Here is a 21984-nt window from a genome sequence, read left to right as displayed (position 1 = left end):
GCAACCGCTACAGGGCCGGCTCCGTGAACAACTGCATCAGCGACTCGGCCGCGTGCCCCGCCACGGCGCCGGCGTCCGTCGCCGTCGGGAACAGCCGTCCCCAGGCGCGCGCCCGGCCGAGGGCGCCCAGGCGCCAGGCCGGGCCGACCGCGCTGCGCAGCTCCGCCGCCGTGAGGCCGTGGCCCGTCCACGGCTCCAGGTAGGCGTCCCGCAGCCGCGGCAGGATCGCGGGGCCGTGGCGCTCGGCGGCCCACTGGGCCGGGATGAGCAGGCTGCAGAACGGGTGTGAGACGGCCGCGTCGCCCCAGTCGAAGAAGGTGAACCGGCCCGGCTCGGGATGGAACAACTGCCCGTCGTGCAGGTCCGCGTGGTCCAGGGTGTCGGGGATGCCCAGGCTCGCGAGTTCCTCGCACCACTCCACCAGCCGGGGCCGCAGCGCGCCGAGCCGGGCACGCTGCTCGGGGGAGAGCGCGGTGTTCTCCGCGAGGAGCGTGTCGAAGAGGGCGGGCAGGGCGGTGGTCCGGGCACTGGGCACGCCGAGCAGTTCGAGGTCCCGGGCGTGCGGGACGAGGACCACCTGCATGCTCGCGTACTGCCGCAGGAGGTCCTCCCACGCGCCGGGGCCGGCCTCGTCCCGCGCGAGCACGTCCCGGAAGAGGGCACCGCCGTCGGGCAGCAGGGACCAGCCGCGCCCGGCGTCGACGGCCAGCGGCCGGAGCACGTGCCGGGGGACCAGGCGGGCCAGGGCCGCGGTCAGCGGGCCCTCGAAGGCGCTGGCGGGCGGATTGGCCTTGAACCAGACGGGCCCGCCCCCGGCGACCGGGATCCGCACCAGCACGGACCAGGGACGCACCCGCACCTGCCAGGCGCCGTCCACCCGCCGTCCGCGCGCGGCCAGTTCGTCCTCCACCCAGCGGAACGCCGCGGTCCGCCAGGACTCCTCTTCCCAGGGGGTCACGGCATCCTCGTACCGGCCCCGGTCGACGGTCGTCGACGCCTCGTGTCGCATGGCGCCATCCCAGCACCCCGGGCCGCGGCCGACCAGCGGGTTTCCGCGTCCCTGCCGTACGTGAGCGGAGAGGGCAGGATTCGAACCTGCGTGGGCCTCGAAAGGCCCGACCGTGAGCTGAGCTCCCTGGTCCCCGATCAACCACTCCGGGCACCTCTCCTCGTTCCCGGCCCGGTTCCCCGTGCCGTTCACATGGACAACAGTGGCAGCCCCCGCTGACGCGGCGCTTGCACGACGCTGACGCGTCCCGCGCGCGGTGCCCCGGCTTGCGGCTCTTCCGGCCCGGATCCCGCTCCCCCCGGCGGGACCCGGGCCGGTCACCTCGTCACGATTCCCCGAACACCAGGTACAGACGGGTCCCGCGCGGCCGGAAGCCGACGCGCTCGTAGACCCGTCGTGACCCCTCGCCCGAGTACTCCAGCCACACCGAGCGCGTGCCCCGGGCGAACATGGCACCGGCCAGCGCCGCGGTCACCGCCGCGGCGACACCACGGCCCCGATGGGCGGGTCGGGTGCCCACCCCGGCCAGCTCCGCCGTGCCCTCGGCCGGCGCCGAGCACATCGCCGCCCCGGCGCACCCGCCGTCCGGCGACCGCACGAAGCGCACGGCACCGCCGGCGTCCTGGACGCGCCGCAGGCGCGCGGCGCCTTCCGGCGACGCGACGGCGTCACCCGCGAACGCCTCGGCCAGCGCGGCGTCGATCGCCCGGTACTCCTCGTCGTCGGCCGGCGTCTCCACCCGGAATCCGGCGGCCGGCGGCGGGGCGAGCGTGGAGGGCGTGCACACGAGGTACTCGTGCACGGCCTCGGTGACGAACCCAGCCCGCCGCAGAGCGGGTTCCACCTCCGGTGCGGCGTCCGGCGCGAACTCCAGCCGGGGCCGAAGTCCCCGGTCGCGGAACGCCTCGACGAGCGTGGCGACGTCCCGGCCGCCGGGACGCGCGCCGGGCAGCGGGGTCGCGTAGTTGAGGTAGGGGCTGGTCGACGTCGGGTCGAAACCCGCGACGAAGCAGCACAGTTCGAGCGCCTCGGGACGATGGCGCAGGTGGGCGACGGCAAAGCTCTGGACATCGGTGTCCACGATGATGACCTCACGTTGGATGGCAGGAGAGCCGGAGGCGGTGCGCCGGGCACCGCTGTCGTGGGGCCGCCGTGGGAGTGCCTGAGGGCGCCGGGCCGCTGCCGGAGGGCAGGCGGTTCAGCGCCGACGGCGGCCGCTGCGGGACGCCGGGGACATTGGCTTCAGTCCTTCGCCAGGGGTGGGGGCGGTGAGGTGACGTGCCGCACTCTTCCATGCACGGAGGCAGAAGATCAATGGGGGCGGCGGACCGTCCGGCCCACCGCCGCTTGGGGCGTCCGCCGCCCGACCGTAGATGAGTCGGCGTCAGCGGACCGGGAAGCCGAAAGAATACCCCTGCTGCTTCAGCCAGGGGAGCACCTGCCGCAGCGCGGCCACCGTCTCGGACCGGTCGCCGCCCGCGTCGTGGAAGAGCAGGGTCGGGCCGTTGGTGATCTCGCTCTTCACGGTGGCCACGATGGCCGCCGTGCCGGGCCGTTCGAAGTCCTTGGAGTCGATGTTCCAGCCCAGCGGCCGCATTCCGTGCGAGGCGGCCAGGTGCCGGCTGTACGGCGTGAAAGCGCCGCCGGGAGCGCGGTAGTACTGCGGGCGCACCCCGCCGGACGCCGTCGTGATCATGCGTTCGGCGTCCAGGATCTCCTTGGACTGGTACGCCTGGGACTTGTGGTCCATGGTCACGTCGTGGGAGACCGTGTGGTCGCACAGCCGGTGGCCGGCCGCGACGACCTTCTTCACCATGTCGGGGTGCGCCTGCGCCTGCGGGCCGATCATGCAGAACGTCGCCTTCACCCCGTTCTCCCGGAGCACTTGCAGCACCTGCGGCGTCCAGACGGGGTCCGGGCCGTCGTCGATGGTGATGTTGACCGCGTGGGCCCCGCCGTCCGAGGAGTGCGCGATGACGGGGGAGACGGTCGCGGGCTCGGCCGCGTGGTGCCGGGCCGGGGCTTCGGCGTGAGCCCCGGCCGGCGGGCGATGGCCGCCGGTGCTCTGGCCGGCCTGCGCGGTCCACACCGAGGTGGCGGCGGCCACCGCCGTCACCCCGACCGCCGCCGCAACCACCCGGCCGTACCAGCCCCGCCCGCCATGACGCGCCATGTTCGCCCCGCCCCTTGCCGTCCCGATGAAATCCGTGCACCTGCGAGGACGGGGCAGAACCCCTGCCGGATCCCTCTGTTACCAATCACGGACAATTGAACGAGCGATTGCGGACATGGTGGCGTCAACCCGCCGCCCGGGTGGCCGAGTTCCGCCTCCGCCGGGACGACACGCACTAGGTGGCGCGGGTGCCGCCCCCTCGGCGGATGCGGCCCAGCAGGTCGCGGTGGTAGGCGGCGAGGCCCCCGGCCGGGATGGGGGCGGGGCTGCCGGCGAGGGTGTACCAGGTCTCGCCGCCGGACTGCTGGAGGACGACGCGCACGGTACGGCCCTGCGCCTGGAGGATCGTGGCGACGGTGAGCGTGCCGGTGAGGACGCCGGCCTCGTAGGTCAGCACACCGCCGGGACCCGCGGTGACCTGGTCGACGTACTGGTCGATGCTGGGAGGGAGGTTGTTCATGGGGCGCAGGTTCCCATCATCGCGTCCGGCGGGGGCCGCCCCGCGCGGGTGTCGCCGCGGGGCGTACCCGGGTTGGACGCGTCGGCTGGACGCGTCCCCGCCCCCGAGGCCCCGGACATGTCACCCGGACGAGTGGTTACCGGCCCGCTCTTCCGGCGTGTCCGCATGGCGGCGCCGAGGGCGGTGAACCTTCGGCCATGCGGGTGTTCACAGCGGACTTCAGCTCGACCCGGCAGTGGGTCGCCGGGCGGTCCTGGGCCTACCCGGACGGCGGCCCGGAGAATCCCGGCGACGACAAACTGGACCACCTGGTGGCCGACCCCGACTACAGCCGCTCGGGCGTCTTCCGGGCGAGGAAGCGCCCGGACGGCAAGTGGAACACGGGACTGCTGACCACGGAGGGCAGCGAGGACGCCTTCATGGTGCGGTCCGGGGACGTGCTCCAGGCGCGGGTGCGGCTGCCCGAGGAGACCGGGGCCTGGCCGGCCATCTGGACCTGGCGCGACGGCGACCAGGAGATCGACGTCTTCGAGTACCACCCGGACAACCCCGGCCTGCTGGAGTTCACCAACCACGTCCGGTGCGCGGGCCATTCGTTCCGCGACGACGCCGTCCACCCCCACGCCTGGGTGGACCTGCGCACCGAGTTCGGCGTCCACTCCGTCGTCTGGTGGGTGAACGGCGAGCAGGTCTTCGCCGACCGGCGGGGCGTGGGCCACGGCTGGCACGCCTACCTCATCGTCAACCTGTCCGTGTGCGCGGGCCGTTACCATCCGGCGCCCGACCCCGGGACGACCGAGATGTCGTACGAGGTGAGCCGACTCACCGTCAGCCCGCCGGAGTCCGGAACGTGACGACACCCCGGCCGGCGGCGGTCAGACCGTCGCCGCCCGTGCCAGCGACTCCCGGGCCGCCTCCAGCGCCCGCGCCCGGTCCTCCGGGACCACGCCGATGCGGGTGCGGCGGTCCAGCACGTCGGACTCGTCCAGGGCGCCCTCGTGCCGGGCCGCCCAGAGGAGTTCCGCGCGGGTGACCGGGTGTCCGGGCAGCACCGGCTCGGCGAGGGCCGGATCGCCGGCGGCCAGGGCGTGGACGGCCACCGCCTCGGTGCCGTGGCGCCGGACCAGCCGGCGCGGGGCGGGCAGGCCGCGCAGCCGCTCGGGCGCGGCGGCGCCGACCAGCGGGAGCCCGGCCGTGGGGGAGGGGCCGGCGGACAGACCGCGGGCCGCGACCGCCGCGTCCACGGCGTCCTGGGCCATCCGCCGGTAGGTGGTCAGCTTGCCGCCGACGATCGTCGTCACCCCGTCGTCCGAGGTCAGCACCGCGTGCCGGCGGGAGATGTCCGCCGTCCGCGCGGGCGTCCCGTCGTGCCCGCCGTCCCCGGAGGTGTCCAGCAGCGGGCGCAGCCCGGCGAACGCGCCGACCACCTCGTCCCGGCGTACCGGGACGTCCAGGACGGAGCCGAGAACGTCCAGGAGGAAACCGATGTCGGACTCCGGGGCCTCCGGGACGTCGGGGACGGGGCCCTCGACCGGTTCGTCGGTGAGGCCGACGTAGACGCGGCCGTCGCCCTGCGGCAGGACCAGCACGAACCGGTTGGTCTCGCCGGGGACGGGCACGTGCAGACCGGCCGGCAGGGCGCCGAGCCGCTCCGAGCGCAGCACCAGGTGGGTGCCGCGCGACGGACGGATCCGGATCCCCTCGACGAGCTCCCCGGCCCACACCCCGGTCGCGTTGATCACGGCGCGCGCCCTGATCTCGCCCTCCTCGCCGGTCAGTTCGTCGCGGACCACGGCGCCCGTGCCCGTCATCCGGACCACCCGGAGCCGGGTCAGCACCCGGGCGCCGCGCGCCGCCGCGGTCCGGGCCAGGGCCGTGACCAGGCGGGCGTCGTCGGTCACCCGGCCGTCCCAGGACAGCAGTCCGCCGCGCAGCCCGTCCGCGCGCACCGCGGGCGCGAGGTGCCGCGCCTCGGTCGCCGTCAGCCGGCGCGGTGCGGGCAGGACCTGCCGCGGGGTGCGGGCGGCCAGCCGCAGCATGTCGCCGGCCCGGAACCCGGCCCAGGCCAGGGACGCCTGCGCCCGGGACACCAGGGAGGTGAGCGGCAGCACGAACGGCTGGGCGCCCACCAGGTGCGGGGCGGTACGGGTCATCAGCACCCCGCGTTCGACCGCGCTCTCGTGCGCCACGTCGAACTGCGCGGACGCCAGATAGCGCAGCCCGCCGTGGATCAGCTTGGAGCTCCAGCGGGAGGTGCCGAAGGCCAGGTCGTGGGCGTCGGCCGCGACGACGTCGAGGCCGCGGGCCGCCGCGTCCAGGGCGGCTCCGGCCCCCGTGGCGCCGAGCCCGACGACCAGGACGTCGACCGTACGGCCGTCCGTCGCCTCGGCGAGTTCCCGCACCCGGCGGCCCGCGTCGAGGGACGAGCCGGGCAGGGCCGTGGAGTTGCTCATGGCGTCAGGGTCCTCTCCAGAAGGATGCGCAGTTCGCCGAGGAAGGCGGGCGCGTCGAGGTCGGGGTCGTCCTCGTCCGTCATCGTGCGCAGCGACAGCGTGAACGACTGCACGAGCAGCAGCACGGCGCGCGCCTGCCGTTCGGGGTGGGTGACGCGCACCGAACCGTCCGCGTGGCCCTCGCGCAGCCCGTCGGCGAGCAGGGCGAGCAGCGCCTCCTGGCTCGCGCCGCGCCGGTCGAGGACGTAGGGGAGCAGCAGCTCGGGGTCGACGTCGACGATCTTGCGGAAGAGGGGGTGCGCGCGAAACGCCTCCACCCCGGCCACCAGTCCGGTCACGACGTGCTCCCGGGTCTCGGCGCCGGGCACCGGCTCGGGGATCGCGCGGGTGGCCACGTCGATCCACTCCCGGGTCATCAGGTCGCCCACCAGGGTCCTGAGGTCCGGCCAGCGCCGGTACAGCGTCATCCGGGAGACGCCCGCGCGGCGGGCCACGTCGGCGAGCGTGGTGCGGCGCACCCCGACGGCGAGAACGCAGTCGCGCACCGCGTCGAGCACGTGGTCGTTGTCCGAGCCGTTGTGACGAATAGGCGTCATGTGTCACAGTGTAACGCCCCGGGGGCCGCGCCGACCACGCCGCCGCGAACCGAGACACCGACCTTGTGAGGACGACCGTTCAATGGACATGCTGTGGAACGGCTGGGGAGACCCGGCCAAGGCGGCCCCGCTGCCCGACTCGGTGACCGGACTGCTGCGCGACCTGCTCGGCGTCAAGCCGCGCACCACCCCCGCGCTCGCCCTGGAGGACATCCACCTGCCCGCTCCCACGGCCGAACCCGCCGCCCTGGCGGCGCTCGCCCGGGCCGTCGGCGGCGACGAGCACGTCCGCACGGACGCGGTGAGCCGGATCCGGCACACCCGCGGCAAGTCCACGCCCGACCTGCTCCGCATCCGCACCGGCGACCTCGCGGACGTCCCCCAGGCCGTCGTCCTGCCCGCCTCCCACGACGAGGTCCTCGCCGTCCTGCGGGCCTGCGCGGAGCACAGCCTCGCCGTCGTCCCCTTCGGCGGCGGCACCTCCGTCGTCGGCGGACTCGCCCCGGAGCGCAGCGCCTTCGTCGCCCTCGACCTGCGCCGCATGAACGCCCTCCTCGACCTGGACCCGGTCTCCCGCACCGCCGTCCTCCAGCCCGGCCTGCGCGCCCCCGAGGCAGAGGCCCTCCTCGCCGAACAGGGCTTCACCCTCGGCCACTTCCCGCAGTCCTTCGAATGGGCCACCATCGGGGGCTTCGCCGCCGCCCGCTCCAGCGGACAGGCCTCCGCCGGCTACGGCCGTTTCGACGAGATGGTCCTCGGACTCACCCTCGCCACCCCCGAGGGCACCCTCGACACCGGCCGCGCCCCCCGCTCCGCCGCCGGACCCGACCTGCGTCAGCTGGTCCTCGGCTCCGAGGGCGCCTTCGGCGTCATCACCTCCGTCACCGTGCGGATCCGCCCGCTGCCCGAGGTCCGCGTCTACGAGGGCTGGCGGTTCGCCTCCTTCGAGGAGGGCGCCGCCGCCCTGCGCCGCCTCGCCCAGGACGGACCCCGGCCGACGGTACTGCGCCTGTCCGACGAGACCGAGACCCTCATCGGCCTCGCCCAGCCCGACGCGATCGGCGGCAACCTCGCGCAGAGCGACGCCGGCTGCATGGCCGTCACCGGCTACGAGGGCACACCCGAGGACACCGCACAGCGCCGGGAGCAGGCCGCGGCCGTCCTGCGCGCCTGCGGCGGCACCCTCATCGGCACCGAACCGGGCGACCGCTGGGCCCACGGCCGCTACTCCGCGCCCTACCTGCGCGACGCCCTCCTCGACGCCGGCGCGTTCGCCGAGACCCTGGAGACCGCCGCGTTCTGGTCCCGCGTCCCCGCCCTCTACGCCGCCGTCCGTACCGCGCTCACCGACACCCTGACCGAGGCCGGCACCCCGCCGCTGGTGATGTGCCACATCTCCCACGTGTACGAGAACGGCGCCTCCCTGTACTTCACCGTCGTGAGCGCCCAGGGCGTGGACCCCGTCGCCCACTGGACGCCCGCCAAGCACGCCGCCAACGACGCCATCGTGGCCGCCGGCGGCACCATCAGCCACCACCACGGCGTGGGCACCGACCACCGCGACTGGTACGTCCAGGAGGCCGGACCGCTCGGCATCGAGGCCCTGCGCGCCGTCAAGCGCCGCCTCGACCCCGAGGGACTCCTCAACCCCGGCGTCCTGCTCCCCACCGACTGACCCCGGTCCGGCCCCGGCCTGACCACCCGCGTCACCCGGCCCGCCCGGCCCCGCCGATCCACCGTCCCGCCGGCCCCGCAGCCGTAGCCTGTCCCTACCGTGACCGCCCGGAGGCACATCCATGCGACAGTTCACCGCCGTCGTCAACCCCACCGCCGGCGGCTCCACCGGCGCGGCGACGCTGCTCCAGGTGGCCCGCCTGCTCCGGGAGGCGGGCGCCGGCCTGGACACGGAGTACAGCCACAGCCTCGACCACGCCCGGGACCTCGCCCGGCGGGCCGGGGAACGCGGCCGGGTGGTCCTCGCGGTCGGCGGCGACGGCATGGCCGGCGGCATCGGCGGCGCCCTCAGCGGCACCGGCGCCGTCCTCGGCCTCGTCCCCGCCGGACGCGGCAACGACTTCGCCCGCGCTCTCGGCCTGCCCCGCGACCCCGCCGCCCTCGCCGACATCCTGCTCAACGCCGAACCGCGGCCCGTCGACACCATCGAGGTCGAGTCGGCCGTCCACCCGCGCACCGTCGTCCTCGGCAGCGTCTACGCCGGCGTCGACGCGCTCGCCAACCGGCACGCCAACCACAGCCGGCTGCTGCGCGGCGCCGCCTCCTACTACGCGGGCGGCCTGCGCGCCGTCACCACCTGGCGGCCCGCCGACTACCGCATCACCGTCGACGGCGAGGAGCACACCCACCGCGGCTACACCGTCGTGGCCGCCAACTCCCCCTACTACGGCTTCGACCGGCTCATCGCCCCCGGCGCCCGCGTCGACGACGGACTGCTCGACCTGGTGCTGATCCGGCACGCCCCGCGCCTGCTGTTCTTCGCCCTCATGAACGACCTGAAGACCGGTGCCCACGTGCACCGCCCCCAGGTGCGGGTCCTGCGCGGCCGCGAGATCCGCATCGAGGCCGCCCGGCCCGTCCCCTACGGCGCCGACGGCGAGGTCGAGGCCACCCTGCCCGTGACGGTCCGGGTACGCCCCTCCGATCTGCCCGTCCTGTACCGGCCGGCCCCGTGACCAGCCCCTGAACAGCCGCGTGACCAGCCGCGTGGTCACCCGTTCCGGCCCAGGACAGAGCTGACACAGGACTGACACACACGCGCGCTAGTGTGCGCCCGTGAGCCTTAAAGTCGTCATCGGAAACGGTCCCGCCGGAGCGGCCACAGCGCGGCTGCTGGCCCAACAGGGGCATACGGTACGGGTCATCACCAGAACGGGCCGGAGCCCCGAACCGGGCATCGAGCACATCGCGCTGGACGCCGCCGACCCCCGGCGCCTGACCGACGCCGTGCGGGGCGCCGACGCGCTCTACCACTGCGCGGCACCCCCCTACCACCGCTGGGCGGCCCAGTGGCCGCCCCTTGTCTCCTCGGTCTGCGCGGCCGCTGAGGAGACCGGCGCCGTCCTGGTCCTGCTGGGCAACCTCTACGGCTACGGCCCGGTCGACGGCCCCCTCACCGAGGACCTGCCGCTCGCCGCGACCGGCCCCAAGGGACGGGTGCGGGCCGCCGGTTGGGAGCAGGCACGGGACCTGCACCGGCAGGGCCGGGTCAAGGCCGTCGAGGTGCGGGCCTCCGACTTCTTCGGGCCCGGCGTGACCGACGGCGGCCACCTGGCCGCCCGCGTCGTGCCCCGGCTGCTGCGCGGCAAACCGGTCTCCGTCCTCGGCGACCCGGACGCCCCGCACAGCTGGACCTACCTGCCCGACGTCGCCCGGGCCCTGACCGAGGTCGCGGGCGAGGAACGGGCCTGGGGACGCGCCTGGCACGTCCCGACCGGACCCGCCCTGTCCACCCGGGAGATGACCGGCCGCCTGGCCACCGAGGCCGGCACCGCGCCGGTCACCGTCCGCGCGCTGCCCCCGGCCGTGCTGGGCGCCCTCTCCCTCGTCTCCCCGCTGATCCGCGAACTCAAGGAGATCCGCTACCAGTTCGACCGCCCGTTCGTGGTCGATTCGAGCGTGTACGAGGCCGAGTTCACCGTCCGCGCCACCCCCCTCGACGAACAGGTCAAGGCGACCGTCGACTGGTGGCGCGAACGGTCCGGCGCCACCGGGTGACACCCCTGACCTGACAGCTGCGAGAGCGAAAGATTCCACAGTGGGTTCAACGCAACGGCGGCGCGACGACGTCGCCATCGTCGGCATGGCCTGCCGGTTCCCGGGGGCCCCCAACGTCAACCAGTACTGGCGGCTCCTGACGGACCCGCGCCCGCAGTTCTCCACCGTGCCCGACACCCGGTGGCGCGGCGCCGCCTTCCGCAGCGACGACTTCCGTGACGCGTCCGCCGCCTACACCGACACCATGGCGCTCCTGCCGGACGTGGGGCACTTCGACGCCGCGCACTACGGCATCCCGCCGCGCCGGGCCCGGGCGATGGACCCCCAGCACCGGCTGCTGATCGACCTCGCCCGCGAGGCGATCCAGGACGCCGGCTGGGAGACCGACGGCTTCGACCGCGAGGAGACCTCCGTCATCACCTCGCTCACCGAGAGCGGCTACCGCGAGATCAGCACCCTGCGGGTCCGCATGCGGCAGCTGGTCGGCGGCGAGTTCGGCGCCCGCGCGGCCGGGCCCGGTCTGCAGGAGACGGTCCGCGGGGTCGATCCCCTGCACGGCAGCTCCGTGGCCGGACTCCTGCTCAACATGGGCCCGAACACGATCAGTTCGGTCTTCGACCTGCACGGCGAGAGCTACGCCCTCGACTCCGCGTGCTCGGGCGGCCTCATGGCCGTCGCCAACGCGGTGTTCGCGCTGCGCGCCGGCCGCTGTCGCATCGCCCTCGCGGGCGGCGCCCAACTCGTCCTCACTCCGGACCTGCTGGTGGGTCTGTGCCGGATCGGCGCGATCTCGCGCAGCGGCCGCTGCCTTCCCTTCGGCGCCGGGGCCGACGGTTTCGTCCTCGGGGAGGGCGGCGGGGTCCTCGTCCTGCGGCCCCTGAGCGACGCGCTGGCCGCCGGGGACCGCGTCTACGCCGTGATCCGCGGGGTGGGCACCGCGAACGACGGGACCGTCCAGGGAGGCCTGCACCCCCAGCCCTCCGGACAGCTGAGGGCCCTGCGCCGTGCCTACCGCGACGCGGGTCTGCCCCCGGGCGCCGTCGGCTACCTGGAGGCGCACGGCACCGGAACCACCGTCGGCGACCCCGTGGAGGTCGACGTCCTGCGCGAACTGCGCGGCGAGCGGGCCGAGTCCGCCTACCTCGGCGCGGTCAAGGCGGTCGTCGGACACTCGCTGAACGCGTCCGGCATCGCCGGCCTCGTCAAGACCGTGCTGGCCGTGCACCGGGGCGTCATCCCGCCCCAGCCCGCGTTCGACCTCGCCGACCGCACCGGACTCGACGCCGCCCGTCTCACCGTCCCGGCCACACCGGTCACCTGGCCCGGCCCCGCCCGGCCACGCCGCGCCGGCGTGAGCGCCTTCGGCTTCGGCGGCACCGGCGTCCACGTCGTCGTAGAAGAACCCATCGCAGCGCCCACCGACCGGGCCTCGGACGGCCATGCCCCGGGCCGCCCGGCCCTGGATCATCACGTGCAGGACCGTGTCGGCTCCGAGCGTCTCGCGCAGGACCGTGTCAGTGCGGAGCGCCCCGCGCCGGACGGGCCGGCTGCCGTCCCCTCCGCCCCGCTCGGCTGGGTCTGTGACGGCCCCGCCCCGGGTCGCCCCCCAGAGACCGGCTCGGTACTGAGACGTCCGGACCAGGAAAGCGAGCCGCATCTGCTCGTTCTCAGCGCACGCGACCGGGACGGGCTCGTGCGGTACGCATGTGAGGTCGCCCGGACCGTCGCCGAGGACCGGCTTCCGGCCGGCCGGGTGGCGGACACCCTGGCCCGCCGTACCCCGTTCGCCGAACGTCTCGCGGTCGTGGCGCGGGACACCGCCGAGGCGGTCGCCCGGCTGACCGAGGCGGCCGAGGCGCTGGCGTCGGGTCGTACCGGAGCGCTCGGGCCGGGGCAGTGGGCCGGCACCGTGCCGTCCGGTGCGGTGGGCGGCGCATCGGCCGTTCCGGCGCCGGGGACGATGTCCGCACAGGACCGCACGGCCGCTCTCACCCGGCTCGCCGAACAGGCGGTCACCGGCCTGGACGTCCGCCCCGGGACCGAGCGAATACCCCCGTGCACCCTGCCGCCCAGCCCGCTCTCCCCGCGCCACCACTGGGTGGTCGACGCCTCGGCCCGCGACACCGCCGAGGCCCCCTCGGAACGGGAACCTGTGCACGTGCCGGCACAACGCCTGCCGTCGGACAGCTCCACCACGGTGGCCGCCGTCGCGCCCGCGCGTCCGGAAGCCGCGTACTCCCGGTCGACCCCGGTGGCCGCCGGCATGGCCGTCTCCCCGGAGGTTGCCCGCACCACGCCGGCCGCCCCTCCCGTGCGGACGGCCACGGCGTCCGCGGCCGTCGTCCTGGAAGAGGTGTCCCGCGCCGGTGTCTTCCCCGTCTCCGACCTGAGCGAGCGGATGACCCTGGTGCACGATCTCGGCTTCGACTCGCTGATGCTGCAGGAGCTGGAGGTCAACATCGCCAAGCGGGCGCCGGGGTTCCGCACCGACGAGCTGTTCACGCCCGCCCTCACCGTCGAACGGCTGATCGCACTCGTCGCCCCGCACCTGACCGGGCCGGCCGCCTCCCTCGACGCCCTGCCCGGCCCGACGCCCCCGCAGAGACCGGACTCCGGGACCGCGCGCATCGACGAGTTCCCCGAGGTCCGCCAGTTCGAGGAACGCCTGGCAGCCGTCGCCGCGGGCGGTGCCGGCACCCCGTATTTCCGGGTGCACCAAGGCAACATCCGCGACACGACCGTGATCGACGGCCGCGCCTACCTGTCGTTCGGCAGCTACAACTACCTCGGCCTGTCCGGCCATCCGGCGGTGAACGAGGCCGTCCACCGGGCCGTGGACCGCTACGGCACCTCGGTCTCCGCGAGCCGCGTCCTGTCCGGCGAACGGGAACTGACCGTACGGCTGGAGCGGGCGCTCGCCGAATTCCTCGGCGTCGACGACTGCCTGGCCCTGGTCAGCGGCCACGCCACCAACGTCACCGCCATCGGGCACCTCGTCGGCAAGGGCGACCTCGTCCTCCACGACGCGCTCGCCCACGACAGCATCCTCCAGGGCTGCACCCTGTCCGGGGCGGCACGGCGGCCCTTCGCCCACAACGACCTGGACCGGCTGGAGCAGTTGCTGCGGCTCAACCGCTCCCGCTTCCGCCGCGTCCTGATCGTCGTCGAGGGCGCGTACAGCATGGACGGCGACCTCGTCGACCTGCCCGCGGTGATCGAGCTGAAGAAGCGCCACGGCGCCCTGCTCATGGTGGACGAGGCGCACAGCATCGGCACGGTGGGCGAACAGGGCCGCGGCGTCGGGGAGTTCTTCGGCGTCGACCGCAGAGACGTGGACGTGTGGATGGGCACCCTGTCCAAGGCGTTCGCCAGCTGCGGCGGCTACCTCGGCGGCTCGGCCCGCATGGTGCGCTGGCTGCGCCACACCCTGCCCGGCTTCGTCTACAGCGTGGGCCTGACCCCGCCCAACGCGGCCGCGGCGCTCGCCGCCACCGAGCTGATCGTCGCCGAACCCCACCGGGTCCGCGCACTCGCCCGTAACGCGGCGCTGTTCCTGGACCTCGCGCGGGCGGCCGGACTGGCGACGGGCACCAGCGCCCACACACCGATCGTGCCGGTCCTCCTCGGCGACTCGGCGCGCACCCTGCAGCTCGCCGACCGGCTGTTCGCCCGCGGTGTCGTCGCCGACCCGATCTTCCATCCGGCGGTCGAGGAGGGCCTCGCCCGGCTGCGGTTCTTCATCACCGGCGAGCACCGCGAGGACGACATCCGGCGCGCCGTGTCGGTCGTGGCCGAGGAGGTGAGGTCCGCCGGCGGGTGAGCCGCGCACCTCAGATCAGGGTGCGTTCTATCCGGCTGAGCAGGGCGTCCTGGCCGGGGTCCCCGCCGGTCCCGCCGGTCCTGCCCGTCCCGCTCTCCCCGTGCTCCCCGGCGGACGGCGCCGTGTGCCCCGGCTCGGCGCCGCCGACCCGCTGGGAGAGCAGATAGGCGATGATCTCGGCCTCCTGCTCCTGGACGTCGTCGTAGGTCGCGCGCAGGAGCATGTCCCGCACGAGGTCGGGGTCGAGGTTGGGGAACAGCAGACGGGCGGTCGCCTCGTCCAGCCAGCCCGCCCCGCGATGGCAGCAGATGATGTGACCCAGCTCGTGCAAGATGATGTGCTCCTGATGCGCGCCGGTGGTGTTGGCGTCGTAGAAGATCAGGTCCTCGTCGCGGGCGGCGACCCACATGCCGCACGGGTGCGAGGCGGGCATCTGCATGGGCACCAGCGTGATCGGACGGCCGCGGACCTCACCGAGGTAGCGGCACAGCTCGGCCACGTCGGTCACCTTGGGCAGGTCCAGCTCGGCGAGCTTGCGCGCGCCCGCCTTCCGCAGGCGCTTGAGCCGGCTGTGCCGTTCCTGGTCGGCCGGCTGCTGCCTCCTGCCGCGCCTCACTCGGCCTCCGAGGCGTCGGTGACCGGCGGCAGCCCCTGCATCTGCCGGTACTGGTCCATGATGGCCGTGATGGCCTGCAGGTTCTCCTTCTTCATCCCGGCCGCCCGCATCGCCACGGCCCGGACCCCCGACTGCCGCAGCGCCTCCAGGGCGGCGAGCTCGCCGAGCACCGACTCGGCGACCTGGTCGTCGAAGAAGTAGGCGACCGACACGCCGAAGAAGCGGGCCAGGGCGGCCAGCAGGTCCGGCGAGGGGTTGGAGCGCTTGCCCGTCCGCAACTGGGAGAGATACACACCCCCGACCTTGAGTTCCGGGCTGGACCGCTTCAGCTCCTCCGCCACCTCGGCGTTGGTCCAGTGCCTGCCCTTGGGGCGCACCGTCCTGAACAGGTCGTCCAGCCGCACCGCCAGCAAAGGCCGGTCCTCGGTCTCGGACATCGCGTTTCTCCCTCCCGTCACCTCCTCGGCATAGCCCTCGGCTATCCGTCAGCTTTCCAGATTAGCGGTCAGTTGACAATCGGCCTGGACTGAGCCAACGTTGGTGCTCGCCGATAGCTGACAGCTAACTTGGCTCACGGGGGTGGCCGAGTTGGATGCCGGTGACGTCGGACTGGCCCGACCCTCGGGGGATGGGTCGAGCCAGTCCGGACGGGAGCCACTCGTCCGGAGCGACCGAACGGGGAAACCACGGGGGAGTACCCACGGGGGGAGTACGGGGGAACCCGGGGGTGGAAATGGGGGAAACCCGCCCGGTCTGACGGGGGATGCAGACCGGGCGGGAGCTCTCAACCCGCGCTGCCGAGTTTACTGTAGGCGGACGCGACTTGGGTCAGCCAGGCCACTTCCGCCGTGAAGTTGTCCGTATCCCGGTCGTCGAAGTCGCCGGCGTCCATGTTGTCGTCCGGCATCGTGCCGGTGCGCTTGGCGTGCAGCGCCTGCCGGATCCGGGCCGCCTCGGCGAACGCCTGCCGGGACTCCGCGCTCGCACCCGGCCCCGGCCGCTCCTCCGCGGCCGCCACCGCGCGGTCGATGTAGGGGCGCAGATCCCGCCAGCCGTCGCGGATCTCCACGACCCGCCGGTGCAGCCGGTAGTTCAGGTCGGAGACCGCCGCCCCGGCCGGTGGCTCCAGGACGATGTCCGGCGACGACTCGTACAGATCCCGCCACAGCGGATACAGCACCCGGTACGAGCGGTAACTGTCCGCCCAGTCCAGCACCTTGACCGCAGGAGCACCCCAGGACGGCCGGGTCAGGCTCAGCGACAGGGCGACGATGCCCGCCGCGCTGAACACCGACGGCGCCACCGTCCACGCCCCGATGTCCAGCCCCGCCGCCGCGGTCAGGATGTTGACCGTCCGCGCCGCGCAGTACAGGAACAGGATCACCGCGGCCACCGACAGCAGCCGCAGGGCCTGGCGCAGCTGCGCCTTGTCGGTCATCCGCGCATAGGGGCCGCACTGCCGGAAGATGGTCACGCACGGCACCGCCTGGGACACGATGAAGACCAGGAGGTAGGTGAGGACCAGCGGCCGGCCGCTGCCGGTGTCGAAGTCCGACGCCGGCCGGCCGGGACCGTCCGCCACGAAGAACAGCACGGTCAGCAGGACCGTGAGCGCGACCCCCGTGACCAGCCAGTAACGGGTCCGGCGGGCGGCCTCCTCGCCGGCGCTCGCCCAGCGCAGCAGGATGATCTGCGCGCTGACGCAGAACGCCACCGCCGACAGGTGCATCACCAGGATGGCGAGGTTCCCGACGCCCAGGAAGCTCCCGTCGCCCATGGCGACGGCGCCCATCGTGAAGGTGAGGCACTGCAGCACCAGCGTGACGACCAGCGTGCGGTAGGCGCTGTCCCGCCGGCTGCGCCGCGCCTGGCACAGCCGGTAGACCAGCGCGGCGTACGACGACAGCGCCGCTATGACGAAGCAGAGGGTTCTAGTGGTGTTCACGGCCCGATTCCCTGCAGGTGCCGCGCACGCGGCGAACGGATCAGTGGGAGGAGTCGCCCGGGACCTTGAGCCCGATGCTCTCGGCCGCCACGGCGATGGCGTAGTCGAAGAACGCGGACTCGTCGCGGACGCTGTCGTGCGTACGGCTGAAGACCTGGAACACCAGGAGCCCGATCAGACCGCTCCACAGCACGATGCCGCGCTCGATGATGTCCGAGAACGGAGCCTCGGGAACCCCGCCGAACAGCTGCACCGCCTCCGGCAGCAGCAGCGGCGGACCGGGGACCGCGCGCCGGGGCGGGGTGAGCTCGCCGGCCTCCAGCGCCGCGCGCACGATGCCGGCCAGCACCGCGGGGGTGCGCGACGCGGGCGGAACCGTCTCCGGGGGCGCGTTGTAGCCGGGGACGGGGGAGCCGTAGATCAACGTGAACTCGCCGGGGTTGGCGAACGACCACGCCCGCAGGGCCCGTGCCACCGCGAGCAGCCGCGCGCCCGCCGACGCACCCGACTCCCGGGCGGTCTCGTCGGCCTTCTCCATCGCGGCGCCCGACGCGTCGTAGGCGTCGATGACGAGGGCGGTCAGCAGGTCGTCGCGGTGCGGGAAGACGGCCCGCACGTCGTCGACGGGGAGTGAGCCCTCGCGGGCGACGGCTTCCGGCGACAACCCGCCCGCGCCGGCCTCGGTCAGCAGCCGCCGCGCGACCGCCTTGACGGCCGCCGGGGACCCGAAGTCCTCCTGGGCGGCACCCGTTTCAGAAACTGCCATGGCCGAACCGTACCCGCCGCCGCACACCCGTATGGAGGGCGGCCGTCCGCTCGACTCGATCATGCGGGGTGATCAGGCCACCCGTAGGGCCCCCGGAACGCCCCGGAGGGCGGCCCGGCGCGGGCCGCCCTCCGTCCGGTTCACCGGTGCGAAACGGCTCAGACCGTGCCGCTCGCGGAGATCGTGACCTTGCCCTTGGGCGCGCCGCTGCCGCTGCCGAGCGCCTCGATCTGGTCGACGAGCTCCTTGCCCTCGACGACCTCGCCGAAGACGACGTGCTTGCCGTCGAGCCAGCTGGTGACGACCGTGGTGACGAAGAACTGCGAGCCGTTGGTGTTCTTGCCGGCGTTCGCCATGCTCAGCAGGTAGGGCCGGTCGTGCTTGAGGTTGAAGTTCTCGTCCTCGAACTTCTCGCCGTAGATGCTCTTGCCGCCGGTGCCGTCGCCCCGGGTGAAGTCGCCGCCCTGCAGCATGAACTGGGGGATGATCCGGTGGAAGGACGAACCGGCGTAGCCGAAGCCGTTCTGGCCGGTGGCCAGCTCACGGAAGTTGCGGGCGGTCTTCGGGACCACGTCGTCGAACAGGCTGAAGACGATCCGGCCGGCCGGCTGGTCGTTGATGGTGATGTCGAAGTAGACGTTCTCGCTCATGACGGCCAACCTACCGTCGATCACCACCGCGCCGTTCGCAAGGGTCCCCCCTCCTCACCCACTGTGTCGCCCCGGCCCACCGGTCGCCCATCCGGGAGCCCCGATGCTAGAAAGTAGACATGAGCGGACGTTCCCGCTGGTTCCGGGCGAGGGTGGAGCCGCCGCCCACCGCACGGCACCCGCCCCGTCCGTCCCGTCGTCCGAGGCCGTGGCGCGTCCCCGGACACCGCCTCCTGCCCTCCCTGAGCGTGCGCACGCTCGCCGCGCAGGTCTTCCTGCTCCAGGCGCTGCTCATGCTGCTGCTCGTCGCGGGGGCCGCCGCCGCGCTGGTCGTCCAGGGCCGCCACGACGGTGAGCGCAACGCCAGGAACCGCTCGCTGGCCGCCGCCGAGGCCTTCGCCCACGCGCCCGGCACCGCCGCCGCCCTGCGCTCGTCGGACCCGACCGCCCGGCTGCAGCCGGACGCGGAGGCGGCCCGGAAGGGCTCCGGCGTCGACTTCATCACCGTGCTGGACAAGGACGGCGTCCGGCTCACCGACCCCCGCCCCGAACTGATCGGCACCAAGGCCCAGGACGTCGGCCCCGCCGAGCACGGGAACACCTACACCGAGACCTTCCACGGCGCCCCCACCGACGCCGTGCGCGCCGCGGTGCCCGTCATGGACGCCCACGGCAGCGTCATCGGCATCGTCACCGCCGGCATCGAGTTCGACACCCTCGGGCACGTGCTCAACCAGCAGCTCCCCGCGCTGCTCGGCTCCGCGGCCGGCGTACTCGTCCTCGCCACCGGCGGCGCCGCCCTGGTCAGCCGGCGCCTGCTGCGCCAGACCCGCGGCCTCGGTCCGGCCGAGATGACCCGGATGTACGAACACCACGACGCCGTCCTGCACGCCGTACGCGAGGGCGTGCTGATCCTCGGCGGCGACGGCCGCCTGCTCCTCGCCAACGACGAGGCCCGCCGCCTCCTCGACCTGCCCCCCGACGCCGACCAGCGGCAGGTCACCGACCTCGGGCTTGGCCCCGCCCTGACCCGGCTCCTGGCCTCGGGCGTGGCCGCCACCGACGAGGTCCTCCCGGCCGGCGACCGGCTGCTGGCCGTCAACACCCGGCTCACCGCCCCCTACGGTGTGGCCCAGGGCCTCGTCGCCACCTTCCGCGACACCACCGAACTGCGCGCCCTCACCGGCCAGGCAGAACTCGCCCAGGGCCGCCTCACCCTGCTGTACGAGGCCGGCGTCCGCATCGGCACCACCCTCGACGTGCGGCGCACCGCGGAGGAACTCGCCGAGGTCGCCGTCCCGCGCATGGCGGATTTCGTCACCGTCGAACTCCTCGACTCCGTGCTGCGCGGCGAGGAGCCCACCGGCGCCGTCAACCTGATGCGGCGCACCGCGCTGAGCGAGTCGCAGGCCGGCCATCCGCTCCAGCCGGTCGGCGACCTGATCCAGTTCGTCGTGGCCGACACCCCGATGGTGGCCGCCCTGCACCGGGGCAAGGCCGTCCTGGTGCCCGACCTGCACACCGCGCAGGACTGGCGCGCCCAGGACCCCGAGGGCGCCCTGCAGGCGCTGGACTACGGCATCCACTCGCTGATCACGGTGCCGCTGCGGGCGCGCGGGGTGGTCCTCGGCATGGTCAACTTCTGGCGCGGCGCCGGAACCCCCCGGTTCGAGGAGGAGGACATCGCGGTCGCCGAGGAACTGGTCGCCCGGGCGGCCGTCGCCATCGACAACGCCCGCCGCTACTCCCGCGAACACGCCATGGCCGTCACCCTGCAGCGCAGCCTGCTGCCGCGCGACCTGCCCGACCAGGACGCCCTGGAGATCGCCTCCCGCTATCTGCCCGCCCAGTCCGGAGTGGGCGGCGACTGGTTCGACGTCATCCCGCTGCCCGGCTTCCGGGTGGCCCTGGTCGTCGGCGACATCGTCGGGCACGGCATGCACGCCGCCGTCACCATGGGCCGGCTGCGCACCGCCGTCCTGAACTTCTCCTCCCTCGACCTGCCCCCGGACGAACTGCTCGGCCACCTCGACGAGATGGTGGCCCGCCTGGACACCCACACCGCCGACACGGCCGACGACCGCGCCCCCCTCACCGGGGCGACCTGCCTGTACGCCATCTACGACCCGGTCGGCGGCCTCTGCACCCTGTCCCGCGCCGGGCACATCGCCCCCGCCGTGGTCGGCCCCGAAGGCCGGGTCACCTTCCCCGACCTGCCTCTGTCACCACCGCTCGGCGTGGGCGGCCACCCCTTCGAGACGGGGGAGCTGACCCTGCCCGAGGGCAGCCGGCTCATCCTGTTCACCGACGGGCTGGTCGAGGACCGCAGCCGGGACATCGACGAGGGACTCCGGATGCTCCGCCGGGCCGCCGCCGAAGCGGACCCCAGCCCGGAGGAGACGTGCCGCGTCCTGGTCGAGCGCATGCTCCCCGGGCACCCCAGCGACGACGTGGCCCTGCTGGTGGCCCGGACTCGGCTGCTCGACCCGGCCAAGGTGGCCACCTGGGACGTGCCGTCCGACGTCACCGCCGTCTCCCGGGTCCGCACCGACGTCAGCCGCCGGCTCGCGGAATGGGGACTGGAGGAGCCGGCGTTCACCACCGAACTCATCCTGAGCGAACTGCTCACCAACGCGATCCGCTACGGCGCCCCGCCCGTCCGCGTCCGGCTGCTCCTGGGCCGCACCCTGATCTGCGAGGTCTCCGACGGCAGCAACACCTCGCCCCGGCTGCGGCGCGCCGCCACCACCGACGAGGGCGGCCGCGGCCTGTTCCTGGTCTCCCAGTTCGCCGCCCGCTGGGGCACCCGCTACACGGCCCGCGGCAAGGTGATCTGGGCCGAACAGAACCTGGGCGAGGCCGCCCCCGAACCCGACCCGACGGCGCTGTTCGACGAACTGGCCTGGTAGCAGCCCCGTCCCGAACAGCGCCGTGTCAGCCGCCGGACCAGCCCGGAACCGTCGGCAGTACCTTCCGCGCGACCCGCAGCAGGGCCGCGTCGTCGGGCAGCACGTCGTCCTGCCGCCAGACGACGATCTCGAAGGAGCCGCCGCCCTCCTTGACGTCCCTGGCCACCAGCAGGCAGCGGGCGACGCCGCCGGGATCCGCGCGGGACTTCCCGCCGTCGAAACGGAAGGTGAACTGCACGGTGCGGCTCGAATAGAGCGCCGCCGGATGCCCCAGCACCGTGGTGGACCGCGCGTCCGCGCTCAGCAGCCGCGCCGTCCGACCGACCGGCAGACCGTCGTACGACGCCGACAGCTGCACGGCGTACGTCGTCAGACTGACCTCCGCCTCCGGGTCGGGGATCTTCTCCCCGTCGGCCATGGTGATCCAGTTCCCGGTGCCCTGCGCCGTCTCCGCCTGCTCCGCCGGCGTGCCCAGCAGCGCCGGCAGGTCCGGCCGGTTCAGCGCCGCGCACAGCTTCGCCCCGGAGACGTACCGCGCCGGCAGATGCTCGTCCGAGTGCGAGCACGCGGCCGGCCCCTGCTCACCGGACTGGCCGGGCAGCACCTTCCCGAGCCCCCACAGCCCGCCCATGAGCCCCGCCATGGCCACGACCGCCACGACGGCCTGAACGCCCGGACGCGGCTGCTTCTCCGGACGCGGCTGCTTCTCAGCCGCGGGCGTCTCGCCCTCGACCATGCCCCCCACCTCGCTGTTCTCCCCCGGCATATGCCGGGGGAGCGTAACCCGCCGATCGAGGCGCAGGACGGCCGAACGGGCCACGAAGTGGTAACGGCACGCAACCACGCGCGAGTTGA

At 74.0% G+C, this 21984-nt stretch carries 18 protein-coding genes and 1 pseudogene; 6 read left to right on the top strand and 13 right to left on the bottom strand.

Going from position 1 to position 21984, the window contains the following annotated elements; all coding sequences use genetic code 11:
• Positions 1–7: 7 nt before the first annotated feature.
• The 5 genes and pseudogenes from DBP14_RS00545 to DBP14_RS00530 all read right to left on the bottom strand — a co-directional run bounded on the left by DBP14_RS00545 (position 8) and on the right by DBP14_RS00530 (position 3642).
• Complete coding sequence (locus DBP14_RS00545; RefSeq protein WP_129305087.1) at positions 8–1009, bottom strand: aminoglycoside phosphotransferase family protein; 1002 nt, start codon at positions 1007–1009, stop codon at positions 8–10.
• Between the two features lie 65 nt (positions 1010–1074).
• Positions 1075–1169, bottom strand: a pseudogene (locus DBP14_RS35885).
• 165 nt (positions 1170–1334) lie between these two features.
• Complete coding sequence (locus DBP14_RS00540; protein WP_129305086.1) at positions 1335–2090, bottom strand: GNAT family N-acetyltransferase; 756 nt, start codon at positions 2088–2090, stop codon at positions 1335–1337.
• A 303-nt stretch (positions 2091–2393) separates the two neighbouring features.
• A complete protein-coding gene (locus DBP14_RS00535) occupies positions 2394–3182 on the bottom strand; it encodes a polysaccharide deacetylase family protein (protein WP_129305085.1) in 789 nt (262 codons plus the stop codon).
• A 175-nt stretch (positions 3183–3357) separates the two neighbouring features.
• Complete coding sequence (locus tag DBP14_RS00530) at positions 3358–3642, bottom strand: hypothetical protein (RefSeq protein ID WP_129305084.1); 285 nt, start codon at positions 3640–3642, stop codon at positions 3358–3360.
• Positions 3643–3839: 197 nt separating this feature from the next.
• Here DBP14_RS00530 and DBP14_RS00525 point away from each other — a divergent pair, with 197 nt between their 5' ends.
• The gene (locus DBP14_RS00525) at positions 3840–4496 is read left to right on the top strand and encodes a family 16 glycosylhydrolase (protein ID WP_129305083.1); all 657 of its coding nucleotides are present in this window, start codon (positions 3840–3842) and stop codon (positions 4494–4496) included.
• 21 nt (positions 4497–4517) lie between these two features.
• Here the strand turns inward: DBP14_RS00525 and DBP14_RS00520 are convergent, their stop codons facing one another.
• Both DBP14_RS00520 and DBP14_RS00515 read right to left on the bottom strand, forming a co-directional pair.
• Positions 4518–6095, bottom strand: coding sequence for a glycerol-3-phosphate dehydrogenase/oxidase (locus DBP14_RS00520; protein ID WP_129305082.1), 1578 nt, complete (start codon positions 6093–6095; stop codon positions 4518–4520).
• A complete protein-coding gene (locus DBP14_RS00515) occupies positions 6092–6691 on the bottom strand; it encodes a TetR/AcrR family transcriptional regulator (RefSeq protein WP_129305081.1) in 600 nt (199 codons plus the stop codon). Before DBP14_RS00515 ends, DBP14_RS00520 begins: the two co-directional genes overlap by 4 nt.
• 82 nt (positions 6692–6773) lie before the next feature.
• Here DBP14_RS00515 and DBP14_RS00510 point away from each other — a divergent pair, with 82 nt between their 5' ends.
• The 4 genes from DBP14_RS00510 (at position 6774) to DBP14_RS00495 (ending at position 14243) form a co-directional block, all read left to right on the top strand.
• Positions 6774–8366: an FAD-binding oxidoreductase gene (locus DBP14_RS00510; protein WP_164992222.1), complete on the top strand. Its 1593-nt coding sequence runs from the start codon at positions 6774–6776 to the stop codon at positions 8364–8366.
• 121 nt (positions 8367–8487) lie between these two features.
• The gene (locus tag DBP14_RS00505; protein WP_129305080.1) at positions 8488–9381 is read left to right on the top strand and encodes a YegS/Rv2252/BmrU family lipid kinase; all 894 of its coding nucleotides are present in this window, start codon (positions 8488–8490) and stop codon (positions 9379–9381) included.
• A 100-nt stretch (positions 9382–9481) separates the two neighbouring features.
• Positions 9482–10423 carry an NAD-dependent epimerase/dehydratase family protein gene (locus DBP14_RS00500; protein WP_129305079.1) on the top strand — a complete coding sequence of 314 codons (942 nt, stop codon included), beginning with the start codon at positions 9482–9484 and terminating at the stop codon, positions 10421–10423.
• A 40-nt stretch (positions 10424–10463) separates the two neighbouring features.
• On the top strand, positions 10464–14243 hold the full coding sequence (locus DBP14_RS00495) for an aminotransferase class I/II-fold pyridoxal phosphate-dependent enzyme (RefSeq protein ID WP_277752674.1): 3780 nt from the start codon (positions 10464–10466) through the stop codon (positions 14241–14243).
• Between the two features lie 10 nt (positions 14244–14253).
• On the opposite strand, the gene DBP14_RS00490 is transcribed toward DBP14_RS00495, so the two are convergent.
• The 5 genes from DBP14_RS00490 to DBP14_RS00470 form a co-directional block, all read right to left on the bottom strand.
• Complete coding sequence (locus tag DBP14_RS00490) at positions 14254–14859, bottom strand: toxin (RefSeq protein ID WP_129305078.1); 606 nt, start codon at positions 14857–14859, stop codon at positions 14254–14256.
• Positions 14856–15296, bottom strand: coding sequence for a helix-turn-helix transcriptional regulator (locus DBP14_RS00485; RefSeq protein WP_129305077.1), 441 nt, complete (start codon positions 15294–15296; stop codon positions 14856–14858). The genes DBP14_RS00490 and DBP14_RS00485 overlap by 4 nt, the downstream gene beginning before the upstream one ends.
• 347 nt (positions 15297–15643) lie before the next feature.
• Positions 15644–16804 (bottom strand): MAB_1171c family putative transporter, encoded by a 1161-nt coding sequence (locus DBP14_RS00480; protein ID WP_129305076.1) that lies wholly within the window; start codon positions 16802–16804, stop codon positions 15644–15646.
• Between the two features lie 40 nt (positions 16805–16844).
• Positions 16845–17570, bottom strand: a complete 726-nt coding sequence (locus tag DBP14_RS00475; protein ID WP_129305075.1) for a TetR-like C-terminal domain-containing protein — start codon at positions 17568–17570, stop codon at positions 16845–16847.
• 158 nt (positions 17571–17728) lie between these two features.
• Entirely contained in the window at positions 17729–18220 is a 492-nt protein-coding gene (locus DBP14_RS00470; protein ID WP_129305074.1) for a peptidylprolyl isomerase, read from the bottom strand.
• Between the two features lie 293 nt (positions 18221–18513).
• On the opposite strand from DBP14_RS00470, the gene DBP14_RS00465 reads away from it, so the two are divergent.
• Positions 18514–21129: a SpoIIE family protein phosphatase gene (locus DBP14_RS00465; RefSeq protein WP_241741138.1), complete on the top strand. Its 2616-nt coding sequence runs from the start codon at positions 18514–18516 to the stop codon at positions 21127–21129.
• 25 nt (positions 21130–21154) lie between these two features.
• Here the strand turns inward: DBP14_RS00465 and DBP14_RS00460 are convergent, their stop codons facing one another.
• Positions 21155–21895, bottom strand: a complete 741-nt coding sequence (locus DBP14_RS00460) for a DUF6215 domain-containing protein (protein WP_241740746.1) — start codon at positions 21893–21895, stop codon at positions 21155–21157.
• Positions 21896–21984: the final 89 nt, after the last annotated feature.

Origin of the sequence: Streptomyces sp. L2 (assembly GCF_004124325.1) — a bacterium.
Classification (GTDB): Bacteria; Actinomycetota; Actinomycetes; order Streptomycetales; family Streptomycetaceae; genus Streptomyces.
This window is presented reverse-complemented; position numbering and strand designations above follow the sequence as displayed.

Excerpts from the sequence above, each read along its gene's own strand:
- DBP14_RS00545 (WP_129305087.1), bottom strand. The coding sequence starts at position 1,009 with ATGCGACACGAGGCGTCGACGACCGTCGACCGGGGCCGGTACGAGGAT.
- DBP14_RS00535 (WP_129305085.1), bottom strand. The coding sequence starts at position 3,182 with ATGGCGCGTCATGGCGGGCGGGGCTGGTACGGCCGGGTGGTTGCGGCG.
- DBP14_RS00530 (WP_129305084.1), bottom strand. The coding sequence starts at position 3,642 with ATGAACAACCTCCCTCCCAGCATCGACCAGTACGTCGACCAGGTCACC.
- DBP14_RS00525 (WP_129305083.1), top strand. The coding sequence starts at position 3,840 with ATGCGGGTGTTCACAGCGGACTTCAGCTCGACCCGGCAGTGGGTCGCC.
- DBP14_RS00520 (WP_129305082.1), bottom strand. The coding sequence starts at position 6,095 with ATGAGCAACTCCACGGCCCTGCCCGGCTCGTCCCTCGACGCGGGCCGC.
- DBP14_RS00515 (WP_129305081.1), bottom strand. The coding sequence starts at position 6,691 with ATGACGCCTATTCGTCACAACGGCTCGGACAACGACCACGTGCTCGAC.
- DBP14_RS00510 (WP_164992222.1), top strand. The coding sequence starts at position 6,774 with ATGGACATGCTGTGGAACGGCTGGGGAGACCCGGCCAAGGCGGCCCCG.
- DBP14_RS00505 (WP_129305080.1), top strand. The coding sequence starts at position 8,488 with ATGCGACAGTTCACCGCCGTCGTCAACCCCACCGCCGGCGGCTCCACC.
- DBP14_RS00485 (WP_129305077.1), bottom strand. The coding sequence starts at position 15,296 with ATGTCCGAGACCGAGGACCGGCCTTTGCTGGCGGTGCGGCTGGACGAC.
- DBP14_RS00475 (WP_129305075.1), bottom strand. The coding sequence starts at position 17,570 with ATGGCAGTTTCTGAAACGGGTGCCGCCCAGGAGGACTTCGGGTCCCCG.
- DBP14_RS00470 (WP_129305074.1), bottom strand. The coding sequence starts at position 18,220 with ATGAGCGAGAACGTCTACTTCGACATCACCATCAACGACCAGCCGGCC.
- DBP14_RS00465 (WP_241741138.1), top strand. The coding sequence starts at position 18,514 with ATGCTGCTGCTCGTCGCGGGGGCCGCCGCCGCGCTGGTCGTCCAGGGC.
- DBP14_RS00460 (WP_241740746.1), bottom strand. The coding sequence starts at position 21,895 with ATGCCGGGGGAGAACAGCGAGGTGGGGGGCATGGTCGAGGGCGAGACG.